Raw genomic sequence first — 2639 nt, forward strand, 5'->3', positions numbered from 1 at the left:
ATAGGCGGCGGCAAAATCGCCCTCGTCGGCGGCCAGACCCGTTACCGTAGACATCAGCGGCACGCGCGGCGGGTGCACGGCAACGGAACCCAAGGCCGCCAGCAAGGGCGTTTGCACCGGTTCCATGTGGTGGCTGTGAAATGAATATTGCACAGCCAGCTTGCGCTGGAAAATGCCGCGCGCCTCTAGGTCTTCGGCCAATGCCGCAATCGCTTCGGTATCGCCTGACAGTGTCACCATACCGGGGCTGTTTACTGCACCAATTGACACCGCGCCGCTCAAGCCTTTGACAAGCGAGCGTGCTGCGTCTTCGGTCAAGGCGGCGGCCAGCATTGCGCCACGATCGGGTGCAGCCTCCATGCAGCGGCCACGATGAAAGATCACTCGCGCCGCCTCGTCAAACTCTAGCACGCCCGCAGCCCAAGCTGCTGCCACCTCGCCGACCGAATGGCCTACGCAAGCCGCAGGTTCCACGCCCCAAGAGCGCCAGAGTTCGGTCAGTGCAGCCTGAACCGCGAAGATCGCTGGCTGTGCGAAGGCGGTGTTATCCAACTGCGAGGTCGAGGCATCGCGCGACAACTTCTCGATCAGTGACCAGCCTCCCCATTGCGCGAATAGTGTATCTGCACGGGCCAGCACCGCGTCGAACACAGGTTCGCGCCCGATCAGGCCACGCGCCATGCCCCACCACTGCGTGCCTTGCCCACTATAGACAAACACCGGCCTTTCGCCCGCGCCGCCGCTGGCCTGCGATACACCTGCAACCTCTGCCTCGCCTGCCTCAAGCGCAGACAGCCGCTCTAGCAGCACATCGAGGTTTGGCGCGGCGATGGCCAACCGGCCAGAGCGCAGATTAAGCCGGGTCGCGGCTGCATGGCAGAGATCGGCAATTGGCGTTTGCGACCCCTCGATAAAGGCGCGCCAACTGCCAGCGACTGTCGCCGCGCGCTCTGGCTGCGCCACCGAAAGCGCCAGCACCACAGCTTCGGGATCGCTGATTGATCGGGCCCGAACGGGCGTCGGTGCAGTTTGCAGCACCAGATGCGCATTGCTTCCGCCAAAGCCGAAGCTGTTCACGCCGACACGCGCGACCTTTCGGGGTAGGGGCGTGGGCTCGGTTACGACCTGAAGGTTCAGTGTAGCAAAATCGATATTGGGTGATGGCGTGCGAAAATGTAGCGTCGGCGGCACCATGCCGTGCGACAACACCAGCGCCGCCTTGATCAGCCCCGCAGCACCAGCTGCCGATTCCAGATGACCGATATTGGTCTTGGAAGAACCGATCAGCAGCGGCCCAAGATTACCCCGTTTCTGGCCGATTGCCGTGCCCAATGCGCTGGCCTCGATCGGGTCGCCTACCTGCGTGCCGGTGCCGTGCGCTTCAACATAATCGATGCTGGCAGGATCTACCCCGGCATCTTGGCAAGCTGCCAGAACCAGCGCGCGCTGTGCAGCGGCGCTGGGCACCGTCAGGCTGCTGGTATGGCCGTCTTGATTGGCCGCCGTGCCGCGAATAACGGCGTGAATGCGCCGCCCCTCGGCCAGCGCTGCGCGCAATGGTTGCAGCGCAACCAGCCCCGCACCTTCGCCCCGCACAAAGCCGTTGGCCCGCGCGTCAAAGGCCTGACATCGCGCGTCAGGTGACAGCATCGACATGCGGCTGAAGGCAATGAAATGCGTGGGCATCAAAAGCGCGTTGACGCCCCCTGCCAGTGCCACCTTGCAATCGCCCGCCCGCAACGACCGCACCGCCAGATGGACAGCCGTCAGCGCCGAAGAACACGCGGTATCTACTGCAAGGCTGGGCCCCCCAAGGCCGAACACATGCGACAGCCGGTTTGCGGCAATCGAAAAGGCACCGCCGGTTGCGGTGAAGATGTCGATCGCGTCCATCTCGCCGACCCCAGCCTGCATTCCGGCGTAATCATTTGTCGAAATGCCCACGAAAACCCCGGTCTCGGAGGCTTGTCTGTCCAGACGGATCCCACCGTCTTGCAGCGCCTCCCACGCGCATTCAAGCAGCAGCCTTTGTTGCGGGTCCATGCGCTCGGCTTCGCGCCGTGAAAGACCGAAAAACTCGGCATCGAACATATCGATGTTTTCGATCAGCCCGGCCTGCCGGGCATAGGTCTTGCCACTAAGGCCGGGCTGGGGATCAAAATAGGCGTCGATATCGAAACGCTCGGCAGGGATATCGACGATCGCATCGCCGCCGCGCAATAGCATATTCCAATAGGCATCGGGCGAGTTGGCACCGCCCGGAAACCTGCATCCCATACCCACGATCGCAATATCATCATCGCGCAAGTCAACCGTGTTGAGATCGAGGTTGGTCATCCTGCGCGTACCCCTCTAACTTTACGAAATGCCGCAAAGGCTTGGCGGAACAATACAGGTTGATAGTGATATTTGTTGGCCGCCAAAGGCAAGGCCAAGTCGAAAATCGGGCCAAAACGCCGCGGTGCGCCGGTTCTTTCAGCGGGGGCAGAGCAGGCCACAGGCTGCGGGCAGGGGGCTGACGACTGGTTCCGCAACTTCAGCGAGGCTGCCTTTCCTTTCATACAAAGACGCGCTGTCAGAGGGGTGCGATTGGCCTTCGCAAAGACAAAGCTACCTTGCCCGTTGCTTCGCCCAGCACC

At 62.3% G+C, this 2639-nt stretch carries 1 protein-coding gene; it reads right to left on the reverse strand.

All coding sequences use genetic code 11. The features are described from left to right. Window positions 1-2337: type I polyketide synthase (locus ABY403_RS15420; RefSeq protein WP_372841703.1), on the reverse strand; the 2337-nt coding region annotated here is incomplete at its 3' end. Window positions 2338-2639: the final 302 nt, after the last annotated feature.

This window comes from Phaeovulum sp. (assembly GCF_041596715.1).
In the GTDB taxonomy this organism is placed as follows: domain Bacteria; phylum Pseudomonadota; class Alphaproteobacteria; order Rhodobacterales; family Rhodobacteraceae; genus UBA6213.